This is a genomic window from Nonomuraea guangzhouensis (genome assembly GCF_019396345.1).
Taxonomy (GTDB): Bacteria; Actinomycetota; Actinomycetes; order Streptosporangiales; family Streptosporangiaceae; genus Nonomuraea; species Nonomuraea guangzhouensis.
In genome coordinates this window covers 70,068-92,902 of the sequence record NZ_JAHKRM010000046.1, presented here as the reverse complement: position 1 = coordinate 92,902, position 22,835 = coordinate 70,068, and the positions used below count along the sequence as shown (strand labels likewise).

The following is a 22,835-nucleotide window of genomic DNA, read 5'->3' as shown; positions in this document are numbered from 1 at the left end:
CCTCGGCGACGGTCGCCGCCGAGGCGGCGAAGTCGCCGATCCAGGTGGCCGCCATTCCCAGCGACGCGAGGCAGAGCGGGAGGTCGGTCAGGGCGCCGGCGGTGCGTACCACCTCGACCGCCCGGCTGTCGATCATGCGCATGGCCTGGTCGTCCCAGACGGCCGAGCTGACACCGTCGACCACCCAGCCCCACTTCAGCACGTCGCGCGCCGGAAGGTCCGCGAGCGCGGTCACCGCCCGGCGCAGTACGGGGACGGCAGCGGCCCTGCCGTCGGTGACGAGCAGCGCGCAGCCCTCGATCACGAGATCGAGGGCGCGCGGAGTCCCCGTCGCCGCCGGAAGCGCTCTCATGGCTCGGGAGATCGCCTTGAGGCTGTCCGCGTCCGCGAGCAACGCCGAGGCACCCCACGCGATCAGGTAGGTCTCGCGCGCGAGGTCCCTGTCGAAGGGTTCGAGCCGCCGCGCGACCGTCAGCAACATGGACGGCGCCTCGCTGTCGAGGTCGGCCGCGAACGCGATCCGGCTCCGTACGAGGTGGGCTCGGGCCCGCTGGAACTCGCTCCGGGCGTCCCGGTCCGCTATGTCGGCGAATTTCCGTGCGGCGTCGAGGTCGCCGGCCTGGAGGGTGGCGTCCGCGGCCGACACCGCGCGGTCCGCGCGCCGCGAGATGTCGACGGTCAGCGCCACGGATCGCTGCAGGAACGCCGCCGCGGCGGCCAGCCCGCCACGCGCCTGCGCCCGGCCGGCGGACCGTTCGAGTTCGGCGGCGACGGACTCGTCGGGCCCGGCCGCGGCGCACGCGAGGTGCCAGGCGCGGCGGTCCGGGTCGACCCGCGGGTCGGTGACCTCCGCCAACGCCAGGTGCGCCGCCCAGCGATCCTCTTCCGTCGCCGATCGGTACACGGCCGACCGCACGAGCGGATGACGGAACGTCACGCGTACGTCGAACGAAAGCAGCCCGTCCGTACCGCCGGCCAGGGCCGACGCGGGCGTCACGCCGAGCCGGTCGGCGGCACGCCACACCACGACGGGGTCGCCCACCGGCTCGGCGGCGGCGATCAGCAGGAGCAGCCGGGTCTGCTCGGGCAGGTCTTCGATCCGGCTCAGGAAGCTCTGCTCGATCCGGCCCGGCAGCGTGTCGGTGTGCAGGAGGCCGAATCCGCCGGCCATCTGGGTGACGGTCAGGCCGCGCGGCAGTTCCAGGAGAGCCAGGGGGTTGCCTTCGGTCTCCGCGACGATCCGGTCCCGGATCTGCCGGTCGAGCCGGGCGTGCGTGACCGAGTTCAGCAGGGTGTCCGCGGCGGCGTCCCCGAGGCCGGTGACCTCCAGGTCCGGCAGTCCGAGCAGGTCCTGAGCCCGCTCGCGGGCGCCGAAGACGAGGGCGACCGACTCCGCCAGCAGCCGGCGCGCGACGAAACCCAGGGCCTGCGCCGAAGCCCGGTCCATCCACTGGGCGTCGTCGACCACGCAGAGCAGCGGACGTACCTCCGAGGCGTCCGACAGGAGACTGAGGACCGCCAGCCCGATCAGGAAGCCATCGGGCGCGCTCCCCGCTCGTATCCCGAACACCGTCTCGAGCGCGGTGCGCTGCGGTGCGGGAAGATTCCGCAGCCGATCGAGCAACGGCACGCACAACTGATGCAGCGTGGCGAACGGGAGCTCCATCTCGGATTCGATGCCGACCGCCCGGAGTACGCGCAGGTCATCGGCCGTGTTCTGCACGTAGTCGAGCAGCGCCGACTTTCCGACGCCGGGCGCGCCGTGGACCACGAGCGCGCGGCTCTCCCCCATGCGGACGGCGCTGATCAAGTGGTCCAGGAGGGCACACTCGCTCCGGCGCCCGAGCAGGCCGACATTTTCCCCGTTACCTGAGCTATGCACCGGATATGCCATCTTTGCCCGCCTTTGTCGCGGTTTGGCCCCGGTACACGCTACAACGGCATTATCGCGGCCCGCATCTTCGCCCGACAAAGGTTTGCCCAAAGCAGACACACGAGCCCTCGGATAACACACGACCAGGGCCTTTCCCTGGCTCGACCGACCGCCGAACGCTGCGTACCGCAAACTCAGCTACAGGGTTGTGGCGACCTCCCGCTCCATCCGCCCGCCCGACGATCCCAAGATCCTCGCCGTGCCCGGCGATCTGTCTCAGCGGGGCATCGGCGGCCACCTCGCGAACATCTCCTCGTCCCTGGTCGAGTACGCCAACTCCCAGGTGCCCTCGGCACTCGCCTCACTGACCAAGGGCGGTCTGAGCGCGGTGACCAAGGCGCTGGCCATCGAGTACGCGACCCGTGGCATCCGGGCCAACGCCGGGGAGATCGACGACGTCGTCGAGGCCATCGTCTATCTCGAGCAGGCCCACTTCGTCACCGTTCTCCGCGAGGTCCTGGACCGCTGGAAGTCCGCGGTCGACGCGCACGAACCCCAGCGCGTCGCCGCCGGCTTCACCGAGAACGCGATCTTCCAGGGCCTGCACCCGTACGGCGTCGGACGGCAGGGAATCGTCGATTACTACGCCTCGCAGCCGCTCGGGATGGCCGGTCTGATCAGCCATTACCAGGTGTCCAAGCTCGACTAAGCAGGCTCCTGCGGGTGGAGCCGCTCGCCCTGCGTGCTGGTGATGGCCTGCTGCACGCCCGCGTGGATGTTCATGGTCATCCAGACGCCGGTGAGCTTCAGCAGGCGGGCCGGTGTGTCGTGCACGGCCGCCAGATGGAGTGCGCCGCCTTGTTCGTGCAGTGCCGCGTTGAGGCGTATCAGCACGTACAGGCCCAGACTGTCCAGGAAGGTGAGACCGCTCAGGTCGAGCAGCAGCGGCTCCCCGGGCCGGATCTGCTGGCCGAGGTAGGTCTCCAGCCGGGCGGCGTTGGTGGCGTCCACCTCGCCGGTCACGGTGGTCAGTGTGCCGATGATCAGGCGCCGGCTGTTCAGGCTCAAGGGCGGCATGGTGACTTGACGGGCTGCTCAGCGGGCCGGCGGCGGCACGACGGTCATGGCGTCCTCTCGGGGTGGAACCGGGGGGTCTGCCGAGTGCAGGCGGAGTGCCTTCCTCGCTTCTAGACTGTAATCCCCGAAGGGGGTTACCGGAAAGGCACTTCCGTATAGGATCTCCTGAAAAGAGGGTTCGGTCCGCCCCGCCGCCGCTGACAACCGCGCCGGGGGCGGAGAAGGTGAAGACCCGTGAGCGCATCCGACGACCGTTCGTCCGCCTGGACATTCCTCACCCATCACGCCCGCGTGCTGCTGGAGATCGCCCGCAACCCGCAGGCGCGGATGCGCGACATCGCCGACGGCATCGGCATCACCGAACGCACCGTGCAGGGCATCGTGACCGACCTGCATCAGGCCGGCTACCTCACCCGCGACCGGGTCGGGCGGCGCAACCACTACAAGCTCAACCTTGATGAGCACTTCCGCTACCCGACCGAGGCCGGCCTGCCGATCCGGCTGCTGATCGACATGGTCACCCGCCACGACCAGCTGGACCCCGACACCACTCCGCCCCCGCGATAGCCGGCGGGTCCGGGGTGGCGCCGGGAGGTGCCGCTTGGCGGCGGCTGTCCGTCAACGTTTGACGGACAGCCCCGCTGTGGGGAACAGGACGAGCGGGGACGCCTGCGACGTCCTTGCGTCGCTCTGCCCGCACAGCGCCAGCAGGACGTGGTCCACGAGGGCGAAGTCGATCGGACTCGGTTCGATGTTCCCGTTGTCGTCGAGGTGCTGGTACTTGGCCAGGTTGATCCCGAAGGACAACTGTCGCTTGCCGTCCGGGCTGGACAGCGACTGCGTGATCATGCCGAACACGCCGCCGTCATGCCCCCAGAACCGTCCACAGGGCAGGTCGATGGAGTAGATCCCGAGGCCGTAGTCGATCGCCACGCCGCCCGCCAGGACCGGCAGCGTCTTCCGCATCTCGGTGAGCTGGGCGTCGCCGATCAGTTCGCCGCGCAACAGCGCCCGGTAGAACCGGTTGAGGTCGTCCATGGTGGACACGACCGCGCCCGCGGTGCTCGCCCACGACATGTTGTAGACGCTGTAGTCGCGTGGCGGGTCGATCCAGCCGAACAGGGACTCGTAGGCCTTGGAATGCGGTCCGGGGATCTGCGGCGTACGAGGGAAGGAGGTGTGCCGCAGGCCCGCCTTGCGGATCACGTTGCGGGTGATGTACTGCTCGGCGCTGACGCCGGTCACCTTCGCCAGCAGCAGGCCCGCGATCACGTAGTTGGCGTTGGAGTACGATCCGGGCGTCGTACCCGGCTCCCCGGTCGGCGGCGCGGCGAGAGCGAACTTGACCAGCTCTTCCGGGGCGAACTCACGGAACCGGTTGTCGTCCAGACTGGCGCCCGAGCCCTCCAGCAGCGAGGGGAACGCACCCGCGATGTAGTCGCCGATGTGGCTGGTGTGGTTGAGCAGCATCCGTACGGTGATCTTCTGGCCGCGGTCGCCGGGGATGAGGCCGGGCAGGTAGCGGTTCACGGGCGCGTCCAGCTCGATGGTGCCGCGCGCCACCTGCTGGAGGATCGCCACCGAGGTGAAGGTCTTGGTGATGCTGCCGATTCGGTGGACCATGTCGGGTCGCACCGGCCGGCGGGTCACCACGTCGGCGACGCCCGCCGCTCCCTGCCACGTCTTGCCTGCTTCGCGTACTTCGGAGTAGATGCCGTACATCCCGGCCTGGTGGACGGCATCGAGGGACTGCCGCAGCGCCTGCCGGTCGAGCGCTGGATCGGTCGCCGCCGAGGCCGGGCCGGGTGTGGCCAGAACGCCTGCCACGGCCAGCGCGGTCACCGCGGCCATGATCCGCTTCGGGCGGCGCGCTGCCGCGGGTAACTTGTCGATCTGTCTGGGATGGCGAGAAATCATAGCCATCAGCCTGATCCAGGAGTGCCAACAGCGTCAGACGGCATTGTCATCGACCCGACATGACACCCATCATGCGAAACCGATGACAGGCGCGCCCACCTCGCTGAACCACCCAAGCGAAGACCGTCCCGGTCCGACTCAGAGACCTCGTGTGTGTGGGGGTCCACCGCCGGCGTGGGGTCCACCCGCCGTCGTGAGAGGTCTCCCGCCGTTATGGCCGTCCGCGCCGTTACCCGCCCGCCGTCGGCAGAAGCTCAGGGTCGAGTGTTCCTTTGTCGGGCCGGCTCGCGAGCACTCTCGTCGGCGGGCCCGCCACAGTGCCGTCGCCGCGCCTACGAGCAGCAGCGCGACCCCGATGAACGCCTCGGTGCCGCCGTGGGGTGCGAGGTGCCCGGCGTGGGCCAGCAGGGTCGCCGTCATCGCAGGTCGAAGGTGGTCGCGACGGCTGGGGCCTCGGCGAGGTGGATGGTGTGGGTGGTCGCGATGTGCAGCCAGGCGTTGCCGGTCCGCAGCGTCGTGACGGCCTTCGCCAGACCCCAGAACGCGACCTGCATGAACCATGCGAGGGACAAGGCGACCTGCGCGGGCGAATCCCACGCGAGGAACGCCTCGGTGATGTTGAGGGCGCCGTACGCGAGGGCGGACAGGACCGATCCGGTCACCCACGACCGCGCCAGGACCGACAGCCGCGGGGTCAGCAGCGACTGGGTCGTGATCATGATGGGCAGGAACGACCCGAGGGTGAACAGCACGAGGGTGAGCGCGTGCCCGGTGACGGAGGTCGTGTAGTACTCCGGGGTGGCGACGAAGAAGATCGGCGGGAGCCCGACGAGGGCGAAGTACGGTATCCACACCTTCGGCCGGTCGAACCGCAGCAGCATGCTGTCCGGGCGGTAGCCCAGCCGGTAGCGGAAGAACCAGTACGGCAGCACCGCGAGAGTGACGAAGTTGAAGATCGCCCAGGTCAGGGTGGTCGCAGGGGTCTGCCGGTCCCAGACGGCCTGCGCGCCGGGGGTGAGCCCGACGAAGGCGATGTGGGTGCGGATGCCGAACACGCTGCCGACCGCCAGGACCGCCGCCATCCAGGCCAGCAGCCCGGCGGTCTCCTTGCCGGGGTTGCGGAAGTCGGGGGCGTTGCGGTGATCGAGCGGTGCGCGGCGCCGCGCGAGGAGGAACAAGAACGCGATGCTGACGATGCCGCCGCCGATGCCGGAGAAGTACCCGATCGGCTCTTGGTCGCTGAGCGGCAGCATGGACCGGTCGGTCGTGAGGATGTAGACGGTGGCGGCCGCCCAGGCGGCGAGGAACAGCAGCAGCCATCGGTTGGTGAACAGGTCGCGCACGGCGGTCGGTGCCGTCGTCGGTGTGGGGGTGGTCATGGGGGACTCTCCCGAGAAGGCCGAACAGAATGGAGAACGATGTTCTCGTTGAGAGCATCGTTCTCTTTTGCCGACATGTCAAGAACAGTGTTCTCGTTTTGTGCGACCATGACGGGATGACGACCGCTTCCACCGGTCTGCGGGCCCGCCGCCGACAGGAGCTGCTCGCCGCTATCCGGACCGCCGCCCTCGAGGAATTGCGCCGCTCCGGCGCCGCCGGCCTGTCCCTGCGCGCCGTCGCCCGCGATGTCGGGATCGCCGTTTCCGCCCTCTACCGCTACTTCCCGAGCCGCGACGAGCTGCTGACCGACCTCATCGTCACCGCGTTCGACGAGCACGCCGACGCCGTCGAAGCCGGCGGCGCGCACGATGACGTGGGGGACGCGCTGCGTGGGGTCTGGCACGCGTACCGCGCCTGGGCGGTGGCCCACCCAGCCGAGTTCGGGCTCGCCTACGGCACACCGGTCCCCGGCTACGTCGCGCCGCCGGAAGACACCGTGCGTGCCGGCAGCCGCATCGGCCGGTTCGCCCTCGGGCTGCTCGCCCGCGCCTACGCCGAAGGCCGCCTCGACCGCGACACGCTGCACCGGCGCGCCATCCACCTCTCACCGGGCACCGCCGAACAGCTCGAGACCTGGTCCGGACGGCACGAACAGCAGGTGCCGACGGAGGTCCTCGCCGTCTGGCTCGACCTGTTCGTGCGCCTGCACGGTCTCGTGTCCATGGAGGCGTTCGGCCTGCTGCGCCCCATCACCCCGGACGCCGCCCCCTACGCCGCCGAAGTCGTCGAGACCGAGCTCGCCGCTCTGGTCAGACCCCGACCTTGATGGCCGGATGTTCGCCGCAGGGAACGCTTTGGACAGACGCTGACGAAGTTCTGCCTGCAGGTGAAGACCAGCTGTTTCCCCGGGCCGAGGTCCACTGCCCGTTGACGGGGCCTCCCGTCCGCGCGTTCCCGAGACCCTCGCTCATCACGGACATCCAGTAGCAGCAGACCCCGCTTCCGCGGACTGCCCGCGAGCGAACTCAGGACCGCGTCACGATCGGCTGAACCGGGTGCCACGTCCCGCCGTTACGGCCCGCGCTGCGACCCTGACCCCGTTCAGCGTTCGGCCAGGACGATGACCGCGTCCTGCCGGTTCAGGACGATGGGCTCGGACTTCGACGGGTTGAGGACGATGCCGTAGTGCGGCGGGATGTTGATGGCCGAGGTGTTGCGGTAGCCGATGGCGGTCTCCCCACGGCGCCGCGCCGCTTCGATGACCGTCGAGAACGTGACCCGCGTACCCGACGCGACGTAGGACCCGGCCGGGCGCGGATAGATCTCCGACCCGTGCGAGTCGAACAGGTAGCCGAACACGTCCGCCAGATGGCGGTTCTCCGCGAGCTGCGCCAGCAGGAGGCCGATCACCGTGTCGCTGATCACGATGTCGTCGGCCTCCGTCACCTCGGCGAGGGCGCGGTTGTTCTCGTCGTGCATCTCGCTGACGATCGAGTAGTGCTCGCCCAGCGCGCTCTGCATGTCGCGGAGCTGCAGCAGCGTCATGAGCGTGCGGGTGTCGGCGTGGTGCGGCTTGTAGCGGTCGTCCGACAGGACGATGACGTGCTGGAAGAGGCCGACGCCGAGCGACTCGAGCGCGTAACGGTCCGTGGTGTCGCACTCCTTGACGTTCACGGTGAGGTTGGCCAGGTCCGACAGGCCGGTCCCGGCCTTGGGGTGGTCGGCGGCGATCTCCAGGACGGAGCCGGGAGCGACGTAGGCGTCGAGGTAGTGGACGATCTGGCCGGCCCGGCCGTTCCAGTTGAGCAGCAGCGTGCGCTCGGGTTCGGCTTCGGGGCTGCCGGCGACGGTGAGCGCGGTCTCGTCGAGGGCGGGCGTGCCGGTGGCGAGCCGGATGGCGGAGTCGTCGTGCGCGATGACGACGACCTGGTCGCCGGCTTCGATGACGGTGTCCATGGGTGGGTTCAGCACGACTCCGGTGGGTCTGCGCAGTCCGATGACGGTGGCCGTCTCGTAGGCGTGCAGCGCCTCGCCGTACGTGCTGCCCGCGAGTTCCGTTCCGGAGCGCAGGTAGATCTCGCCGCCGTCGAAGTTCAGCAGGTCCATGCAGACGACGGACATGCCCGACTGGCGCGACGACTGGACGATGAGCCGGGCGGCGGTGTCGTCGGAGTCGACCAGGTGGACGTCCTTGCCGCCGGCCAGGCGGGCGGCGGCGATGTTGCGGCTGGCGGCGATGGCGGCGACGACCGGCGGGCGGATTCCCGGGCGCTTGGCCAGGGCGAGCAGGATCTTGATGACGTGCGCGTCAGGGTCCTCGCCCTCAGGCGAGAGCACGACCACGGACCTGGCGGCGGCCAGGTTCATCAGGTTGAGGTCACGCGACTCGGTGGGACGTCCCGTGCGGCAGACCAGGCGGGTCCGGCCCAGGTCGCCGACGTGGTCGCGGATGTCCTCCTCCATGGCCAGCTTGTCGTGTTCGGCCAGTACGGCGATGATCGAGCCCGGCTGGCTGGCGTGCGCCTTGACCAGCTCGGCGACGATCGTGAACACCTGGTCCGACCAGCCGAGCACCACCGTGTGCCCGGACTCGACGATGCGGGAGCGGCCCCTGCGCAGCCGGTCGACCTTCTGCTTGAGGCCGTTGGACAGCAGGCCGACGAGCATGCTGACGATGAAGATGCCGCCGAGCGACCCGGCGAACATCACCGCCATATAGGCGACCGACCCCTTGTCGCTGGCCACCTTGCTCGGGGTGAGCGCGTGCATGAGCGCGATCCACATCACCTGGCCTGGGCCGCCGACGCCCTCGGGCTCCTCCGGAGCCAGCCAGAGTGTGAGCCCGGCGACCACCGCGATGAGCCCGGACGACACCACGGCCAGCCAGCCGATCAGTGAGACCGTGCCCCTCGACATGGTGTTGTCGAACCAGTACCGCGCCCGCTCGCGGAACGTCACTCTCGCCACCCCGAATACCTCCCCGTCAGTTGACCAAGGAGACAAGGTACCGGCCCAACCAGGCGGATGCATGGTGAGCGGTAACGTAGCCGCCATGGCGACCCCCCTGGCCCCGGACGATCCCCCATCGCTCGGTGCGTACCGCCTCGCCGGGCGGCTCGGCAAGGGTGGGCAGGGCGTCGTCTACCTGGCGCACTCCCGCGACGGCGAGGCGGTCGCGATCAAGCTGCTCAGCACCGGCGACCAGGAGACCCGCGCGCGGCTGGCGCGTGAGCTCGACGCGCTGGAGAGCATCGCCTCCTTCTGTACGGCACGCGTGCTGGACGTCTCGATCGAGGGGCCGCGGCCCTACGTGGTGAGCGAATTCGTGGAGGGCCTGTCGCTGGCCGACCGGGCTCGCGAACGCGGCCCGTTGCGCGGCGGCGAGTTGGAGCGCCTGGTGGTGGGCACCGCCACGGCCCTCGCGGCCATCCACGCGGCGGGCGTCGTGCACCGGGACTTCAAGCCGGCCAACGTACTGCTCGGTCCCGACGGCCCCCGGGTGGTGGACTTCGGCATCGCCAGGGCGGAGGGCGCGGCGACGATGACGTCGGGGCTGATCGGGACGCCCGCCTACCTGGCGCCCGAGCAGATCGCCGGCTCGCCCGCCGCCCCCGCGTCGGACGTGTTCGCGTGGGCGGCGACGATGGTGTTCGCGGCGACGGGCCGCAGTCCGTTCGGCGCGGACACGGTGCCCGCGGTGCTCCACCGGGTCCTGCACGCGAACCCGGACCTGTCGGAGCTGCCGCCCCGGCTGCGGGGGCTGCTGGCGTCGTGCCTGTCGAAGGACCCCGCGCACCGGCCCACGGCCCGGGACCTGATGGTCTCCCTGGTCAACCCCACCGCGGCCCCACCAGCCCCTTCGCCGGGCCACCCCACCGGAGCCCCGCCTTCCCCTTCGCCGGGCCACCCCGCCGGAGGGCCGGGCGGCATCCCCGATGCGGGCGCCGGGGAACATACGGGGCCGCGAGCTCCGGCGCTCACCACCGACGTCTCCGGGCGCAACCGCTCGCGGGGCCTGCTGATCGGCGTGCTGGCGGCCGTGCTCGCCCTTGCCGCAGCGGGAGGCACCCTCCTCTGGATCAACCGCGCCCCGACCCAGACGTCCACCAGCCACACGCCACGCGCGACCGCCACCACCGAGGAACCCGCCGACCAGACGGCCACCAAGCCAACCCCCACCACGGGCCCGGCGACCACCAAGCCGCAGAACGGCTCGCCGAAGATCCCCGCCGCGTTCGCCGGCAAGTGGTCCGGCCACACCACCTCCACGAACCCGATCGACACCGAGGGCGCCACCAACATCATCGAGCTGAAGACCGGGCGGTCCACCGCCCCGTGGGAGGAGAAGAACAGCAGCGGCAGCTGCACCGGCAAGATCACACTGACCAAGGTGGCCGATGCGCGGCTGACCTTCACTCTCCAGCCCGACACCGGCGGCTGCATCCCGGGCACGGTCTCGCTCACGCTCCACGGCGACAAGCTCACCTATCTCTGGCGTGACGTACCGGGCCTCGGCTTGGTGGAGGAAACCGGAGAACTCACCCGGAGCTGACACCCGGAGCGCCAGCAATACCCCCGGAATTGCGCAAATCCCGTCGACAGACCGGGCCGCGAACCAGGACTATTAGTGTTATGTCTGTGATTAAGGAGGTGCCGTTCCCCAGTCCGGATTCCCCCGAGCTTCCGATGAACATCTGGATCGACGACGCCGACTCCGCCATCGACGTCATCGACGCTCTGGCGCTGTCGCCGTTCGCGACTGGTGTGCAGCCCTGGTCCCGCCTGGCCAACCTGGAGCGCGTACGCCCCGACGCCGCGCTCCGTCCCGAGCAAGGCCGGATCGTCCGCACCGCACAGGTGCAGGACGGTTCCGAGTCGCGCCTGATCTGCGGCGAAGGCTGGACCTTACGGATCATCCGGCACCGCAACCGCACCGCGACCGTCAGCGTCACGGCCGTCAGCGACGAGCTGGCCCGGTCCGTACTGAAGGAGTGCACCGACGGCGCCGAGGAACCGGAGCCCGACACCGACCACGTCGAGATGGGCTTCTGGTGGCGCGGCACGCACGGCGGCACCCGCTCCGAGAAGCCGATCACCGCCTCGCCGTGGGACGAGATCAGCGGCAACTACTCCGCCCGGGTGCGCCGGTCGCTAGATGGCCTGATGACGGTCACCCCGGCCGACATCGGCGGGCGCCTCATCCTGCTGCACGGCCCGCCGGGCACCGGCAAGACCACGCTGCTGCGCTCGCTGGCCAAGCAGTGGCAGGACTGGTGCCAGGTCGACTGCGTACTCGATCCGGAGCGCCTGTTCAACGAGCCGGGCTACCTCATGGAGGTGGCGGTCGGCTATGACACCGATGAGGACAAGCAGCGGTGGCGGCTGCTCGTACTGGAGGACTGCGACGAGCTGATCAGCTCGTCCGCCAAGGCCCAGACGGGTCAGGGGCTGTCGCGGCTGCTGAACCTCACCGACGGCCTGCTGGGGCAGGGCCGTGACGTGCTGGTGGCGATCACCACGAACGAGGACCTGACCCGGCTGCACCCCGCCGTCGTCCGGCCTGGCCGGTGCCTGGCCCAGCTCGAGATCGGCGCGCTGACCAGGGACGAGGCGGTCGGCTGGCTCGGCTCGTCACAGGGCGTCGGGCCGTCGGGGGCGACGCTGGCGGAGCTGTACGCGCTCCGCGCGGGCCGCACGATCCCACCGCACGCCGAGGGCGAGTCCACCGGCCTGTACCTCTGACCGACCACACTCTCCCCGGCCGGTACCTCTGACCGCCGAGCCGCCGACCGGGCAGAGGCCCGTCGGCGAAAGCCGGTCAGGGCGACGTGCTCCGGCCGGCGGACCCGCCCAATGAGCCGGGCGGACAGGCGGATCAGCTGAGCCGGGCGTGCAGGCGGCGTGCCTCACGGACGAAGCCGCTGCTCCCCCTGCGCCGCGCGATCTCCGCGACGCACGGCAGCTCCCCTCGGGCCCCCGCCCATGCCGCCGCCCGTACGGCGAAACCGAGCGCCTGGGTGTGGGCGGTCCGCGGATGCTCCCCCGGCCCGGGCAGGTAGACGGCCAGGAACCCGGCCACCACCTCCCACACCTCCACGTGCGCCCCGTGCCGAGCCGCGCTCTCCAGCGACTAGACCACCGCGCCCAGCTTGAACCAGGCCCTGCGCAGCAACAGCGCGAGCTGCCGCCCCACCTCGGCGGCGGGCAGGTCACCCCGCTCGGCCATCCCGACCAGCACCCGGACCCCCGCGTTGGGCTGCGTCCCGCCCAGCCGGGAGTCTCGCTCGACCAGGAAGTACGCCAAGAGCAACGCCACCCCCTCCCCCGCCACCCCGTCCGCCCGAGCCAGCGCCCGCAGGATGCCGGACTCCGCCCCGAGCGCGTTCCACTGGTACAGCAGGGACGGCAGGCAGTGCAGCGCCACCACCTCCCGGTCCGACGGCAGCACGGCGGGCCACCACGGCAGGTAGACACTGTGGCCGTCCCACCGCTGCCGGTCCGGGTCGGAGAACAGGTCCCGGAGCGGACTGAACTCGCCACGCGGGAGGTCGGGCGGCGGATCGACTTCCCCGTACGGGAGCTCGAGCGGCAGACTGGACTCCCCGTACCGGAGGTCGAGCGGCGGACCGGACTCCCCGTACCGGAGGTCGATCCTGGGCACGAGGTCGGGATGCTCCCCGCCGGAGGGCTCGCGGTCGCCGGCGCAGGGAGTGAAGCCGCGTGTCCACCCGACGGCGGTCACCGGCGAGGGCCGGTCGCTCATCCACCGCGCGGCCGTGCTGCCCGCCCTGGACGTCAGCCCGCCAGCACGCGCCACCACCTCGGGCGCGATCGAGCGGGGCAGCCGCAGGAGCGCCTGCCACAGGTCGACGTCCAAGGCCTTGACACCGGTACGTTCATAGCCTTCGAGCCGGTCGACCAGCACGCCGGGATCCAGGTGCCCGGTGCCGCTCGTCGGGGTGGCCAGCAGGTACGGCGGCAGCGTGCCCGCCCGCAGCGCGGCGTGGACCTCGGCCCAGCGCCGCAGCAGGAACAGGTGCTGCGGCGACACCCTCGCGGGCGACGGCAACCGCGACGACAGTGACGGCCACGGCACCGACGAGGACACCGGCGGCGGGTCGAACCGGATCTCGGGTGTGACGATCTGCCTGGCCATCGCTTCGGACCACTGGTCGAGGTAGCGCCACTCCGGCTGCACGTCCAGACGCGTCGGCCAGCTCGTCCTGCGCGCCAGCACCGAGCGGAGCAGGTCACGGTCCTCGGTGCAGAACCGGACGAACGCCGCCAGCCAGCGTTCGGTGCCCTGCCAGTCCTCGCGGTCGGGGAAGACGCCCAGCTCCCGGATGTCCTCGATCGGCGGAAAGCCGGCGTCCAGCGAGGGCAACTCGGGCAGCGGCACGGGCACGAAGTCGTCGTCCTCGTCGGCCGCCACCTCACCGCCGAACATGGTCACGAGCTGTTCGCCGAGGTCCGGTGGGAGCAGTCCGAGCGCGTCGCGGATGACCTCGGCGCCCGAAGGGGTGAACCGCGCGCCGTGCTTGAGCGCCAGCCGTACGGCCCGCTCCTGGATGTCGGGGGATTCGCAGGCGAAGGCGTACGCCAGGGCCAGGGCGTATTCGTCGGCATTGTCACCGGCGGCGCGGGCGGCCTGGTCGAGCCAGGTCAGCCCGACGGACACCAGCTTGCGCTCGGGCCTGAACAGCAGCGCTTGGAGGGCCTCCGCCACGTCGGCGGGGTCGAGCGCGTCGAGCCGGCGCAGGTGCGCAGCGCCAGCTCGGCGACCGCTCCCGGCGCGGCGGGCAGCAGCCGCAGGTAGTCGTGGGCCCGTGAGGCGACCTCGGCGTAAGTGGGTTCGAGGAGTTCGTGCAGCCGGGCGAAGAAGCGCAGGTCGCCGGCCGAGCCGCCGCGCAGGAAACGGCGGAGGCAGCCGTCGATCAGCAGCCCCCGGTCGATCGTGCCCTCGCTCTGGAGCACCGTCAGCGACATCAGCCAGGTGCCGATCTCCGCGGCCTTCGCCGGATCACAGGTGGCGAGGGCCTCCTCCACGGCCTCCCGAGCGCTCACGCCTCGACCTCGGCACGGGCGCGGGCGGCGATCTGAGCGGCGAGTACGTGCTTGCACGGTCCGCGCCCGGCATGGTCGAACCACCACGGACAGGTGCAGGACCCCTCGGCGAGGCGGACCAGCCGTACGCCGCCATCCGTTGTCACTTCGGCCGTGTCACCGGAGAGGCGCACCGCACCGGAGTCGGCCAGCGCGCGGGCGGCGGTGAGGCGTGGGTTGAGCTCGGCGACCTGGTCCCGGTCGTAGGGGAGTTCGCGGTGGAAGTGGGCGGCCTCGTGCAGGTCGTAGCCGACGCGCCCGGACGTGCCGAGCTGGGTCAGCGCGGCGCGTACCCGCGACGGGGGCAGGCCCGAGCGGTCGGCCAGCAGCCCGATCTCCACGGCGGGCTCGAAGTTGAGCAGCATCCCCACCACGTCGGCGTCCTCGGCGGCCTCGTCGGTGGCCAGGTCGGCGAGCACCGCGCCCTCTCCGGAGAAGCCGCGCCACGGCTGCGGCGAGATCGCCAGCGTGTAGCGCATGCCGGGCAACTCCAGCTCCCAGGCACTCGCCTGATGCCCAGCGCCACCCGCCGGACCGCTCGCCTGATGCCCAGCCCCACCCGCCGGACCGTACACGCGCAGTGCCTTGGCGAACCTGAGCAGCGGCATCAGCGTGGCGATCCGGCCGACCCCGGACAGGCAGACGCCGCCGGGCGCGGGCGCGGTCGCCACCCGCAGGTCACGGCCCGCGGGGATCGCCCAGACGGTCGCGTTCGCCCGCTTCGGCAGCGAGCGCAGGAAGCGTACGGCCTGCGGTCCGCGCAGCTCGGCCCGCAGGTCGAAGGCGGCCGCGATCACCTGAACCTCGGCGAAGCCGCGCAGCCAGCGCGACGGCAGCGGCACCTTCTTCTCCACGACCGCGCCGTCGAGCGTGGTCACCGCCAGCTCGTCGGGCCCGACGCCCAGGTGGAGCGGGTCCCTGCCGCCCACCCTGGCCAGCGCCTCGCGGAGCGGGCCGTTGACGTCGACGTTCGTGGTGCCGCGGTCGAGCACGTCGCCGTCCAGGGCGAGCACGTCGAGCCGGGCGTAGACGCCGCCGCAGGCGGAGAACGACTCGAACCTGAGCCGGTCCCCGTCGCAGGTCACCACCGGGTCGCGGGTCCAGCCGGGGCGGGGCTGGTGGTAGCGGGTGAGCGCCACGTCGGCCACGGCCAGCAGGCCCGCGGCGGCCGGCGCCGCCTGGGTGAGCAGGCCGCTGAAGAATCGGGGATGGCTCTGGGGACCGGATAACGCCGTCCCACCGGACGTCGAGAGACCGAGTCTGCCGTCGGCGAGCAGGGAGGGTCCGGCGTAGGAATACGCCTGCACTGCTTGATTCATGGCCGGAACATTAGAGATCACCACCGACAAGATCACCGCAGTACGTAAACCATCCGATGCGCGACAACCGGTGCGAAACCACAATGGGTCCGGTGCTCACCGTGGACCTGGCTCGCGTCGCCTTCGCCCGCTTCGCCATGCCCGCCACCCCTCTGACCTCATGGACCAGCCCGGAACACCCGATCGGCTTCACCGCCACCCAGCTCGTCCCCTCGTGGACCGCGCTGACCCCGCCCGGCACGTGGATCGAGGTGGAGCTGCAGGTCAGGGTCTCGACGGGCGAGCTGTCGAAGTGGTACGTCATGGGCCGCTGGGCCGAGCACGGCGAGGTCCGCACCTCGATTCCCGGCCAGGGCGACGAGGACGGCGACGTGGCCGTCGACACGTTCGTGGCGCGGCGGCCGGTCACGGCCTACCGGGTGCGGGTCACGCACCACGGCGCGGGCGCCCGCGTGGACTGCCTGGGCGTGATGGCCTCCGCCCTCTCCCAGCGTCCGCCCGTCTTCAGCCGTCACGGCGGGGCCGAGGCCGTCGAGCTGGTGGTGCCCCGGCACTCGCAGCACACCCACGCCGGTCACCATCCGGAGCTGGACGGCGGGGGCGCCAACTGGTGCAGCCCCGCCTCGGTGGCGATGGTCGTCGGCTTCTGGGGCCGCGGTCCCGGTCCTGAGGAGTTGGACTGGGTGGGGGCCGACGACCCGAGTCCCGTGGTCGACCACGCGGCGCTCGGCACGTTCGACCACAGCTACCAGGGCACCGGCAACTGGCCGTTCAACGTGGCCTACGCGGGCCGGTTCGGGCTGGCCGGGTTCGTGACCAGGCTGCGGTCGGCGACCGAGCTGGACCTGTTCGTCCGGGCGGGGATCCCGGTGATCGTGTCGCTGGCGTTCAAGGCGCACGAGCTGCCGGGGTCCAGTTACTCCTCGAGCGGGCACATCCTGGTCGTCACGGGTTTCACCGCCGAGGGCGACGTCATCGTCAACGACCCGGCCGCGCCGAGCGAGGCCGAGGTGCGCCGGGTCTATCCGCGGGCCGCGTTCGAGAACGTCTGGCTCAGGAGCTCGGGCAGCGGCGGCATCGTGTACGTCATCCACCCGCCCGAGCATTCCTTGCCCCCATCCCCCGGCAATTGGTGACATATGAGCATTCGACCGATTGATGTGGCCCGTACCGATGGTGGTCCCCAGTGGGTGGAGGCCGTCGCCACGCCCGCCGGGCTGGAGGTCTGGTGGGACGAGCCGCGCCCGCATGAAGGCGGCCGGCGCTGCGTGGTGCGCCGCCTGCCGGACGGCACGCGGGTCGACGCCCTGCCTCAGGGGTGGAACGCGCGCAACCGCGTGGTCGAGTACGGCGGCCGGTCCTGGCGCCCGCTGCCCGGCGGCGGCCTGGTCTTCACCAACTGGGCCGACCAGCGCGTCTACCGCCTGGACGGTCCGCAGATGCCTGGTGAGGCGGCCACGAGCGGAGGCGCGGCCGGGCAGCCCGCGGCCGGTGAGCCCGTGGCGCTCACGCCTGAGGGGTCGGCGCGCTACGCCGACCTCTATCTGCCGCCCGGGCGGGACGAGGTGTGGGCCGTGCGCGAGCAGGACGACGTGCGCGACCTGGTCGCCGTGCCCCTCGGCGGCGGCCCGCTCAAAGTGATCACCAAAGCCCAACATTTCCTGATGAACCCCCGCATCTCCCCCGACGGCGGATATGTCGCCTGGATCGGCTGGGACCACCCGAACATGCCCTGGGACGGCACCGAACTGTGCGTCGCCCCCCTCGACCAGGACGGCACCGCCGGGCCGTACCAGGTGATCGCGGGCGGCCCGGCGGAGTCCGTCATCCAGGCGGAATGGCGCGACGAGCACACCCTGTACGCGGTCACCGACCCGACCAGCTGGTGGAACATCCACCTCATCGCCCGCGACGGCTCCGGCGCCCGCAACCTCACCCCGATGGAGTCCGAGGTCGGCAGCGCCCCCTGGAAACCCGGCGGCACCTACTTCGCGATCGCCGATGACCGCCTGGTGGTCGTGCACGGCACTGCCGGCCGCCGCCTCCTGAGCGTCCTGGACCCGGAGCGCGGCGACCTGCGCGAGCTCGGCGGCGAGGCGACGTACTGGGCTCCGACGATCTCGGCCGCCGGGGGCAAGGCCGTGTCGGTGTCCGCCACGCCGTACACCCCGGCGGAGGTGACCGTGGTCGACCTCGACAGCGGCGCGCACGAGAGGGTGTCGGAGCCGAAGCCGCTGCCCGACCGGGCGCTGCTGCCGACCGCCGAGACGGTCACGATCGAGGGCGTGCACGCGCACCTCTACCACCCGACCGGCGTCGAGGGTCCCGTGCCGTACGTGGTCTTCGCGCACGGCGGGCCCACCGGCAACTACACGGTGACGCTCGACCTGGAGGTCGCCTACTTCACCAGCCGGGGCCTCGGCGTGGCCGAGGTGAACTACGGCGGCTCCACCGGCTACGGCCGCGCCTACCGCGAGCGGCTGCGGCACGAGTGGGGCGTGGTCGACGTGGACGACTGCGCCAGGGTGGCGCGCGGGCTGGTCGAGCTGGGCCGGGCCGACGCGGCCAGGATCGCGATCCGCGGCGGCAGCGCCGGTGGCTGGACCACGGTCGCGGCGCTGGTGCACAGCGACGTGTTCGCGGGCGGCGTCGCGCACTACGCGATCACCGATCCGGAGAGCTGGGCGGCCGAGACGCACGACTTCGAGTCGCGCTACCTCGACGGCCTGATCGGGCCGCTGCCCGAGACCCGGCAGCGCTACACCGACCGCTCGCCGCTGCTGCACGCCGCGCGGGCCTCTGGGCCGTACCTGATGCTGCACGGCCTGGAGGACGCGATCGTGGACGTGGGCCAGGCCGAGCGGTTCGTCGCCGAGCTGGACCGGCACGGCAAGCAGTGGGCCCTGCTCACCTTCGCCGGTGAGCAGCACGGCTGGCGCCGGGAGGAGACTATCGTGGCGGTGCTGGAGGCCGAGCTGGCCTTCTACGGACTGATCTTCGGGTTCGAGACGCCCGAGGTGGCACCGCTTGAGCTGAAAGGACGGCCGTGAAGAGCGTCGGCGAGATCTGCTCGGACCTGATCAGGTTCGACACCACCAACCCGGGGTCCGGCGAGCGCCCGGCGGCCGAATACGTGGCCACGCTGCTGGCCGACGCCGGTCTGGAGCCGGTGGTGTTCGAGTCGGCGCCGAAGCGGACGACCGTGGTCGCCAGGATCGACGGCGACTCCCGCGACGCGCTGCTCATCCACGGCCACCTCGACGTGGTGCCCGCCGACCCGGCCGAGTGGCGGATGCACCCGTTCTCGGGTGAGATCACCGACGGCTGCGTCTACGGCAGAGGCGCGGTCGACATGAAGGGGTCGTGCGCGATGACGCTCTCGACCGTGCTCGGCATGGCGGCGAACGGCCTGCGTCCCAAGCGCGACCTGGTGCTGGCGTTCCTGGCGGACGAGGAGGCGACGGGCGACTTCGGCTCGCGGCACGCCGTCACCGAGCACCGGGAGCTGTTCGACGGCGTGACGGAGGCGATCAGCGAGTCGGGCGGCTTCAGCGTCGCCGACGGCGACCACCGCGTCTACCCGATCTCCGTGGGCGAGCGCGGCACGGCCTGGATGAAGCTCACCGCCCACGGCGTGGCCGGCCACGGCTCCAGGCCCGCGGTGGACAACCCGGTCGCGACGCTGGTGCACGCCCTGTCGCGGGTGGCCGCCCACCAGTGGCCGGTACGCCTGACGCCGTCGGTCGCGGCGCTGCTCCAGAGCCTGTCGGAGATCACCGGCCGGCCCATCGACCTCGACCGCCTCGACGAGGAGGCGGCCCGGCTGGGACCCCTCGGCCACCTGTTCAAGGCGCAGATCCGCAACTCGGCCAATCCGACGATGCTCGACGCGGGCTACAAGGTCAACGTCGTGCCGTCCACGGCCCACGCGCACGTGGACGGCCGCTTCATGCCGGGGCTCCAGGAGGAGTTCCTGTCGACCATGGACGAGCTGCTCGGGCCGAAGATCACCAGGGAGTTCGTCAATCTGGAGGACGCGCCGGCCGCGCCGTATCCCTCGCCGTTCTTCGACTCGCTCGCGGGCGCGCTCGTGGCCGAGGACCCGCTCGCCCGGCCGGTGCCGTACGTCATGAGCGGCGGCACCGACGCCAAGTCGTTCGCCGGCATCGGCATCACGGGCTACGGCTTCGCGCCGCTCATGCTCCGGCCTGATCTGGACTACTTCGGGATGTTCCACGGGAAGGATGAGCGGGTGCCGGTGGAGGGCCTGGAGTTCGGCACCCGCGTCCTGACCCGGCTGCTCACCTAGGGCCGAACCACATATCGAGCGCCTCGGCGAGACCGGCTTCCGCACCGGCCCAGGCGACGTAGCCGTCCGGGCGTACCAGCAGGGCGGCCTGGTCCGGCGCGCCTTCCACCACACGGAGGTGGTCTTCACGGCCCTTGGCGAGCGCGCGGGTCTCGGGCGGGCCCGTCAGCAGGCCGCGGCCGTCCCTCAGCAGGTCCCTGAGCCAGCCGACGCCCTCGATCTCCCGGTCCGGCGCGAACCGCCCGGCCAGCGGATGCGGCGCGCCCGGCGCGTAGTCGATGTCCGTGCCGTTGACCATCTCCATGAAGTGCCGCTTGGCCTCCGGGATCTCCAGCGTCTCGGACAGCACCTCGCGCAGCGCGTCGACCTGCGGCCCCGGCCGCATCAGGGCGACCTGGGCCCTGGTGTTGCGCAGGACGCGGGCCGCCACCGGGTGGCGTTCGGCGGTGTAGGTGTCCAGGAGCCGTTCGGGCGCCTGGCCGCGGACCACCAGGGCGAGCTTCCAGCCCAGGTTGGCCGCGTCCTGGAGGCCGAGGTTGAGACCCTGCCCGCCGAGCGGTGAGTGGACGTGCGCCGCGTCCCCGGCGAGCAGGATGCGGCCCCGGCGGTAGGTCTCGGCGTGGCGGGTGTTGTCGCTGTAGCGGATGGCGGCCTCCAGCCGGGTGACGACCGCGTCCGTGCCGCTGACCCGCCGGATGCTCTCCTGGATCTCCTCGGCCGTGACCGGCAGGTCCCGGTCTGCGGGACCGCCGTCGAACTCGATGGTGGCGATCTCCCCCGGCACCAGCGACAGGTTCACCAGGCCGCCGGGGCCGCGCAGGGACGAGGTGATCGCGCCGGGGTCGGCCAGCTCGGCCAGCGCGGTGCGCCCGGTCATCGTCGCGGACGTGCCCGAGAACGGGATGCCGGACCGCTTGCGCACGAGGCTCCGGCCGCCGTCGCACCCCACCAGGTACCCGCCCCGTACGGTCCCGCCGTCCGCGAGCGTGGCGACCACGCCGACGCCCTCATCAACAAGCTCGACGACCCGGCACCCGGACCGCACGGCGACGCCGAGCTCGGCCGCGCGGTCGGCCAGGACCTGCTCCAGCTGGTGCTGCTTGAGCAGGAGCATCTCGGGGGTTCTGTTGCCGGGCTCGCCGACCAGCGGCAGGCCACTGAAGTGCCCGCTGCTCACGCCCTGCCGGAGCGTCTTCACGAGCCCTGCGACGATGTCGCCGTCCGCCAGCTCGCGATCGGTCGCCAGCTCGTCGAACAGCGCCCACTGCGCCTCGGCCAGCGGCTCCACCAGACCGCGTAGCCCCAGCGTGTGCATGGTGCGCCCGTTGAGCGAGCGCATCCCGAGGCTGCGCGTGACCCGTTCCCGGCCGGTGGCCGCCTCCAGCACCAGCGGGTCCACGCCCGCCAGCTTCAGCTCGCAGGCCAGCAGCAGGCCGACCGGCCCACCGCCGACGATCAGTACGTCCGCGTCCACGGCATCTCCCTACTTACGGTGTATGCTTACGCCGTAAGTAGAAACATACACCGTAAGCTCTGTCAACCGGAGAGCTACGGCAAGAGGAGCGACCATGGCCCGGCGCGAGCCGCTGAACAGGGAGAAGATCCTGGACGCGGCCCTGGAATTGGCCGCGCAAGAGGGCCTTGAGGGGCTGTCCATGCGGCGACTGGCGAAGTCCCTCGGCGTCGAGGCGATGTCGCTCTACAACCACGTCTCCAACAAGGCCGACATCCTGAACGGCCTGGCGGAGCGCGCCTTCAGCCAGGTGGAGCTGCCCGACCCGGCGCTGCCGTGGCAGCAGCGGCTGCGGGCCATGGCGCTGAGCATGTACGAGGTGTTCGGCCGCTCTCCGGTGGTGCCGATCGCCCTGATGACCGACCAGGCGAACCCGACCTCCGTACGGGCGCTGACCCCGCTCGACAGCCTGGTCGGCGCCCTGTACGAGGCCGGCTTCGACGACGCGGGGGCGTGGCGCGCGCTCGGCGCGGTGAACGGCCTGCTCTTCGGGTCGCTGCTGCTGTCCACGGGCGGGTTCAGCGGCAACCTCGGCGAATACGCGGGCCGGGAGGAGGTCGGCGTCTACATCCGGGAGATGGACCCGGCCCGGCTCCCCCATTTCAGCAGGCTGGTGCGGAACATCCCGCGGACCGGCCCGGCCAAGGACTTCGAGCAAGCCCTGGACATGCTCATCCTAGGACTGGAACAAAGCATTCCGTTCTGATACTATGGAGACACAACGAAACGAACGGAAGGACCTCTGATGAGCGGCTGGAACGTCATCGATGTTTCGCACGAGGCACTCCGCAAGGCCGTCCGCGGCGTCCCGGCCGACGGCTGGGACCTCCCGACGCCCTGCGCGCAGTGGAACGTCACCCAGGTGCTCCAGCACGCCGCGGGCGACCAGGTGGGCTTCGCCGCCTTCCTCACCGGCGAGCCGGGCCCCGCCGAGAACCCGTTCGAGCCTTCGGGCGAGCTGGCCGGGGACCCGCTGGCGTACACGGAGGCCGCGCTGGAGCGTTCGGCCAGGGCCTGGGCCGGTGTCGACAAGGACGCCGAAGAGGTGCCCGTCCCGGTCCCGCCGAACAAGATGGCGCCCTCGCTCGGCGCCGGCGCCTGCGCGCTCGACGCGGCGGTGCACGCCTGGGACATCGCCCTGGCCACCGGGCAGCCCTCGCCGCTGACCCCGGAGCTGGCCAGGGAGCTGCTGCCGGTGGCCAAGAGCATCGTCGAGCCGCTGCGCCAGTGGGGCGCCTACGCCGCGGTGGTGCCCGCCGAGCCGGGCGACGACGAGGTCGCGGAGCTCCTCCGCTACCTGGGCCGCAACCCGGCCTGGACCGCCTGACGGCGCGGGACCGTGCG

General features: G+C 71.4%; 20 protein-coding genes. 10 read left to right on the top strand and 10 right to left on the bottom strand.

Features of this window, described 5'->3' with window-relative positions; all coding sequences use genetic code 11:
- Positions 1-1,810 (bottom strand): AAA family ATPase (locus KME78_RS56670; protein ID WP_246654681.1); only part of this gene is annotated, 1,810 nt, incomplete at its 3' end.
- Between the two features lie 271 nt (positions 1,811-2,081).
- On the opposite strand from KME78_RS56670, the gene KME78_RS56665 reads away from it, so the two are divergent.
- The gene (locus KME78_RS56665; protein WP_219538362.1) at positions 2,082-2,582 is read left to right on the top strand and encodes a hypothetical protein; all 501 of its coding nucleotides are present in this window, start codon (positions 2,082-2,084) and stop codon (positions 2,580-2,582) included.
- Here the strand turns inward: KME78_RS56665 and KME78_RS56660 are convergent.
- Positions 2,579-2,941, bottom strand: a complete 363-nt coding sequence (locus KME78_RS56660) for an STAS domain-containing protein (RefSeq protein ID WP_219538361.1) — start codon at positions 2,939-2,941, stop codon at positions 2,579-2,581. The two genes, KME78_RS56665 and KME78_RS56660, sit on opposite strands and share 4 nt — an antisense overlap.
- A 243-nt stretch (positions 2,942-3,184) precedes the next feature.
- On the opposite strand from KME78_RS56660, the gene KME78_RS56655 reads away from it, so the two are divergent.
- A complete protein-coding gene (locus KME78_RS56655; protein ID WP_219538360.1) occupies positions 3,185-3,517 on the top strand; it encodes a helix-turn-helix transcriptional regulator in 333 nt (110 codons plus the stop codon).
- A gap of 51 nt (positions 3,518-3,568) precedes the next feature.
- Here KME78_RS56655 and KME78_RS56650 read toward each other — a convergent pair whose 3' ends face one another.
- Entirely contained in the window at positions 3,569-4,867 is a 1,299-nt protein-coding gene (locus KME78_RS56650; RefSeq protein ID WP_246654678.1) for a serine hydrolase domain-containing protein, read from the bottom strand.
- Positions 4,868-5,283: 416 nt separating this feature from the next.
- The gene (locus tag KME78_RS56645) at positions 5,284-6,246 is read right to left on the bottom strand and encodes a hypothetical protein (protein WP_219538359.1); all 963 of its coding nucleotides are present in this window, start codon (positions 6,244-6,246) and stop codon (positions 5,284-5,286) included.
- 116 nt (positions 6,247-6,362) lie between these two features.
- Between KME78_RS56645 and KME78_RS56640 the strand changes: the two genes are divergently transcribed.
- Complete coding sequence (locus tag KME78_RS56640) at positions 6,363-7,073, top strand: TetR/AcrR family transcriptional regulator (protein ID WP_219538358.1); 711 nt, start codon at positions 6,363-6,365, stop codon at positions 7,071-7,073.
- Between the two features lie 275 nt (positions 7,074-7,348).
- Here the strand turns inward: KME78_RS56640 and KME78_RS56635 are convergent, their stop codons facing one another.
- On the bottom strand, positions 7,349-9,214 hold the full coding sequence (locus tag KME78_RS56635) for a CASTOR/POLLUX-related putative ion channel (RefSeq protein WP_219538357.1): 1,866 nt from the start codon (positions 9,212-9,214) through the stop codon (positions 7,349-7,351).
- A gap of 85 nt (positions 9,215-9,299) precedes the next feature.
- Between KME78_RS56635 and KME78_RS56630 the strand changes: the two genes are divergently transcribed.
- Entirely contained in the window at positions 9,300-10,799 is a 1,500-nt protein-coding gene (locus tag KME78_RS56630) for a serine/threonine-protein kinase (protein ID WP_219538356.1), read from the top strand.
- Positions 10,800-10,879: 80 nt separating this feature from the next.
- Positions 10,880-11,989 (top strand): DUF5925 domain-containing protein, encoded by a 1,110-nt coding sequence (locus KME78_RS56625; RefSeq protein WP_219538355.1) that lies wholly within the window; start codon positions 10,880-10,882, stop codon positions 11,987-11,989.
- 133 nt (positions 11,990-12,122) lie between these two features.
- Here KME78_RS56625 and KME78_RS56620 read toward each other — a convergent pair whose 3' ends face one another.
- Genes KME78_RS56620 through KME78_RS56605 form a run of 4 tightly spaced genes read right to left on the bottom strand, consistent with a single transcriptional unit; the run spans position 12,123 to position 15,669 of the window.
- Positions 12,123-12,344, bottom strand: a complete 222-nt coding sequence (locus KME78_RS56620; RefSeq protein WP_219538354.1) for a hypothetical protein — start codon at positions 12,342-12,344, stop codon at positions 12,123-12,125.
- Between the two features lie 33 nt (positions 12,345-12,377).
- Entirely contained in the window at positions 12,378-13,973 is a 1,596-nt protein-coding gene (locus tag KME78_RS56615; protein ID WP_219538353.1) for a DUF7824 domain-containing protein, read from the bottom strand.
- Positions 13,910-14,311, bottom strand: coding sequence for a hypothetical protein (locus KME78_RS56610; protein WP_219538352.1), 402 nt, complete (start codon positions 14,309-14,311; stop codon positions 13,910-13,912). Before KME78_RS56610 ends, KME78_RS56615 begins: the two co-directional genes overlap by 64 nt.
- On the bottom strand, positions 14,308-15,669 hold the full coding sequence (locus tag KME78_RS56605) for an SWIM zinc finger family protein (protein WP_219538351.1): 1,362 nt from the start codon (positions 15,667-15,669) through the stop codon (positions 14,308-14,310). Before KME78_RS56605 ends, KME78_RS56610 begins: the two co-directional genes overlap by 4 nt.
- A gap of 83 nt (positions 15,670-15,752) precedes the next feature.
- Between KME78_RS56605 and KME78_RS56600 the strand changes: the two genes are divergently transcribed.
- From KME78_RS56600 to KME78_RS56590, 3 genes are read left to right on the top strand one after another with little or no spacing between them, the layout of a single operon-like run.
- Positions 15,753-16,805: a C39 family peptidase gene (locus tag KME78_RS56600; RefSeq protein ID WP_219538350.1), complete on the top strand. Its 1,053-nt coding sequence runs from the start codon at positions 15,753-15,755 to the stop codon at positions 16,803-16,805.
- Positions 16,806-16,808: 3 nt separating this feature from the next.
- On the top strand, positions 16,809-18,719 hold the full coding sequence (locus KME78_RS56595; RefSeq protein ID WP_219538349.1) for a dipeptidyl-peptidase 5: 1,911 nt from the start codon (positions 16,809-16,811) through the stop codon (positions 18,717-18,719).
- Positions 18,716-19,978: a M20/M25/M40 family metallo-hydrolase gene (locus tag KME78_RS56590; RefSeq protein WP_219538348.1), complete on the top strand. Its 1,263-nt coding sequence runs from the start codon at positions 18,716-18,718 to the stop codon at positions 19,976-19,978. Before KME78_RS56595 ends, KME78_RS56590 begins: the two co-directional genes overlap by 4 nt.
- On the opposite strand, the gene KME78_RS56585 is transcribed toward KME78_RS56590, so the two are convergent.
- Complete coding sequence (locus KME78_RS56585; protein ID WP_219538347.1) at positions 19,971-21,452, bottom strand: FAD-dependent monooxygenase; 1,482 nt, start codon at positions 21,450-21,452, stop codon at positions 19,971-19,973. The two genes, KME78_RS56590 and KME78_RS56585, sit on opposite strands and share 8 nt — an antisense overlap.
- A 94-nt stretch (positions 21,453-21,546) precedes the next feature.
- Here KME78_RS56585 and KME78_RS56580 point away from each other — a divergent pair, with 94 nt between their 5' ends.
- A complete protein-coding gene (locus KME78_RS56580; protein ID WP_219538346.1) occupies positions 21,547-22,197 on the top strand; it encodes a TetR/AcrR family transcriptional regulator in 651 nt (216 codons plus the stop codon).
- Positions 22,198-22,236: 39 nt separating this feature from the next.
- Complete coding sequence (locus KME78_RS56575) at positions 22,237-22,818, top strand: TIGR03086 family metal-binding protein (RefSeq protein WP_219538345.1); 582 nt, start codon at positions 22,237-22,239, stop codon at positions 22,816-22,818.
- The last annotated feature ends 17 nt before the right edge of the window (positions 22,819-22,835 follow it).

Excerpts from the sequence above, each read along its gene's own strand:
- KME78_RS56650 (WP_246654678.1), bottom strand. The coding sequence starts at position 4,867 with ATGATTTCTCGCCATCCCAGACAGATCGACAAGTTACCCGCGGCAGCG.
- KME78_RS56645 (WP_219538359.1), bottom strand. The coding sequence starts at position 6,246 with ATGACCACCCCCACACCGACGACGGCACCGACCGCCGTGCGCGACCTG.
- KME78_RS56640 (WP_219538358.1), top strand. The coding sequence starts at position 6,363 with ATGACGACCGCTTCCACCGGTCTGCGGGCCCGCCGCCGACAGGAGCTG.
- KME78_RS56630 (WP_219538356.1), top strand. The coding sequence starts at position 9,300 with ATGGCGACCCCCCTGGCCCCGGACGATCCCCCATCGCTCGGTGCGTAC.
- KME78_RS56625 (WP_219538355.1), top strand. The coding sequence starts at position 10,880 with ATGTCTGTGATTAAGGAGGTGCCGTTCCCCAGTCCGGATTCCCCCGAG.
- KME78_RS56605 (WP_219538351.1), bottom strand. The coding sequence starts at position 15,669 with ATGAATCAAGCAGTGCAGGCGTATTCCTACGCCGGACCCTCCCTGCTC.
- KME78_RS56600 (WP_219538350.1), top strand. The coding sequence starts at position 15,753 with ATGGGTCCGGTGCTCACCGTGGACCTGGCTCGCGTCGCCTTCGCCCGC.
- KME78_RS56595 (WP_219538349.1), top strand. The coding sequence starts at position 16,809 with ATGAGCATTCGACCGATTGATGTGGCCCGTACCGATGGTGGTCCCCAG.
- KME78_RS56580 (WP_219538346.1), top strand. The coding sequence starts at position 21,547 with ATGGCCCGGCGCGAGCCGCTGAACAGGGAGAAGATCCTGGACGCGGCC.
- KME78_RS56575 (WP_219538345.1), top strand. The coding sequence starts at position 22,237 with ATGAGCGGCTGGAACGTCATCGATGTTTCGCACGAGGCACTCCGCAAG.